The following is a 2146-nucleotide window of genomic DNA, read 5'->3' as shown; positions in this document are numbered from 1 at the left end:
ACCGGGACCTGCGCCCGGTCACGCGCTCTCGGCGAGCACCTCGCCGATCGTGTGCCGGGCGTTCTGGGCCAGCACCGGGTTGGTGCGCCAGTAGTAGGGGAGCTGGACCAGGGCGACGGACAGCGCCCAGCCCCGGCCGCGCGCCCACTCGGCGTCGTCCGCGCCCACCGCTTCGCGGAAGGCGGTCCGTGCGGAGGCGGGCAGCAGGTTCCACGCCACGATCAGGTCCACGGCCGGATCGCCCACCCCCGCGCAGCCGAAGTCGATCACCGCGCTCAGGCTGCCCCCGCCGCCCACCAGCACGTTGCCGGGGGAGAGGTCGCCGTGCGACCAGACCGGCGGGCCGGTGTACGCGGGGGCGGCCAGCGCCCGCTCCCACCGGGCTGCCGCCTCGGCGGTGTCCAGCCGGTCCCCGAGCTGAGCCAGCGCCTCGCGGACCGAGCCCTCCCGGCCGCTCAGCGGGCCGCCCCGGTAGCCCGGCGGCGCGTCCACCGCCGCGCTCCGGCGCAGCGTGGCCACGAACGTCCCCAGCTCCTTGGCCAGTCGCTCCGGCTGCTTCACGGCGCCCGCGACCGGGTTGGCGCCCTCCAGCCAGCGGTAGACCGACCAGGGCCAGGGAAAACCGTCGTCCGGCTCCCCGGACCCCACCGGCTCGGGCACGGCCACCGGCAGGCCGGGGGCCAGCCGGGGCAGCCAGTCCCGCTCGTGCGTCACGTCCGCGACCGCGCCCGGATGGCGGGGGAGCCGTACCACCAGCTCCGGACCCAGGCGGAACATCGCGTTCTCCGTGCCGGACGACGTCAGCCGGGTCACCGGCAGACCCGCCCAGGCCGGGAACCGCCGTGCCACCAGGCGGCCCACTAGCCCCGCGTTGATGCCGATCTCACCCGCGCGCATCTTCTGAGTACTCACCGGCCTCATCCAAGGCCCGCCACGTCCCCGCTGTCGACCGAGAAAACCGGATCACCGGACCGCACACCGTCCCCGAGCGCGCCGCCCACCGGGTGGCTGGCGTGACCTACCGGGACGAACCGTCAGAAGGAGAGGGCGGCCATGGCCGTACAACCCGCAGGAACGCCCTGCTGGGCCGACGCGATGTTCACCGACCTGGAGGCCGCCAAGCGGTTCTACGGCGATGTCCTCGGCTGGACCTTCGGCGAGACGTCGTCCCAGTACGGCGGCTACACCCAGGCGTACGCGGACGGCAAGGCCGTCGCCGCCGTCGTCCCGACCGTGCCCGGCCGGGAGGACCGGTCGCAGTGGTGTCTCTACTTCGCCTCGCCGGACGCCGCCGCGACCACGGCGAAGATCCGGGAGAACGGCGGCGAGGTGCTGACGGAGCCGATGCGGGTCAGTGACTTCGGCACCATGGTGATCGCCCGCGAGCCCAGCGGTGCCGTGTTCGGCGTCTGGCAGGGCGACGCCCACGAGGGCTTCGAGGCGGTGGCCACCCCCGGCGCCTACTGCTGGGCGGAGGTCTTCACCCGCGCACCGGAGAAGGCGGACGCCTTCCTGTCCGGCGTCTTCCCCTACCGGATGAAGGAGATGGCGGACGGGCACGTCGACTTCCGGCTCTTCGACCTCGGCGCCGACCCGGTCCTTGGCCGGATGCGCATGGGCGAGGAGTTCCCTCCCGAGGTCCCCTCACACGTCAACGTCTACTTCACCGTGGACGACTGCGACGCAGCCGTGGCCCGCGCCGCCGAGAAGGGCGCGGTACTCCGCTTCGGGCCGATGACCAGCCCCTTCGGCCGGTTCGCCGCTCTCACCGACCCGCAGGGTGTCGTCTTCTCGGTGATCGACGTCACCTTCACCGAGGGTGAGACGCCCGACTTCGAGGACGCCTGACCCGGCCGGTCCGGGCCCCGTCGCGGCCATGGCATGATCGGGCACATGCGTGAACGTGTGGTGGCCGCGTGCGACGGGGCTTCGAAGGGAAACCCCGGACCGGCCGGATGGGCGTGGGTGGTCTCCGGCGACGACGAGCGGACCCCGGCCCGCTGGGAGTCGGGTCCGCTCGGCCGGGCCACCAACAACATCGCCGAACTCACCGCGCTGGAACGGCTGCTGGCCGCCGTCGACCCCGACGTGCCGCTGGAGGTCCGGATGGACTCCCAGTACGCGATGAAGGCCGTCACCACCTGGC

3 protein-coding genes are annotated in these 2146 nt (G+C 73.4%); 2 read left to right on the top strand and 1 reads right to left on the bottom strand.

The window, feature by feature from the left end; translation table 11 throughout:
* Window positions 1-18: 18 nt before the first annotated feature.
* Complete coding sequence (locus ACFWN1_RS33030) at window positions 19-921, bottom strand: aminoglycoside phosphotransferase family protein (protein WP_384370380.1); 903 nt, start codon at window positions 919-921, stop codon at window positions 19-21.
* Window positions 922-1053: 132 nt separating this feature from the next.
* On the opposite strand from ACFWN1_RS33030, the gene ACFWN1_RS33025 reads away from it, so the two are divergent.
* Together ACFWN1_RS33025 and ACFWN1_RS33020 are read left to right on the top strand one after the other, a co-directional pair.
* Complete coding sequence (locus ACFWN1_RS33025; protein ID WP_384370377.1) at window positions 1054-1848, top strand: VOC family protein; 795 nt, start codon at window positions 1054-1056, stop codon at window positions 1846-1848.
* Window positions 1849-1881: 33 nt separating this feature from the next.
* Window positions 1882-2146: ribonuclease HI (locus tag ACFWN1_RS33020; RefSeq protein WP_384370374.1), on the top strand; the 265-nt coding region annotated here is incomplete at its 3' end.

The organism is Streptomyces sp. NPDC058459, from assembly GCF_042721685.1.
Taxonomy (GTDB): domain Bacteria; phylum Actinomycetota; class Actinomycetes; order Streptomycetales; family Streptomycetaceae; genus Streptomyces.
The sequence above is the reverse complement of the archived record's forward strand: the minus strand, read 5'-3'. Positions and strand labels throughout refer to the sequence as shown.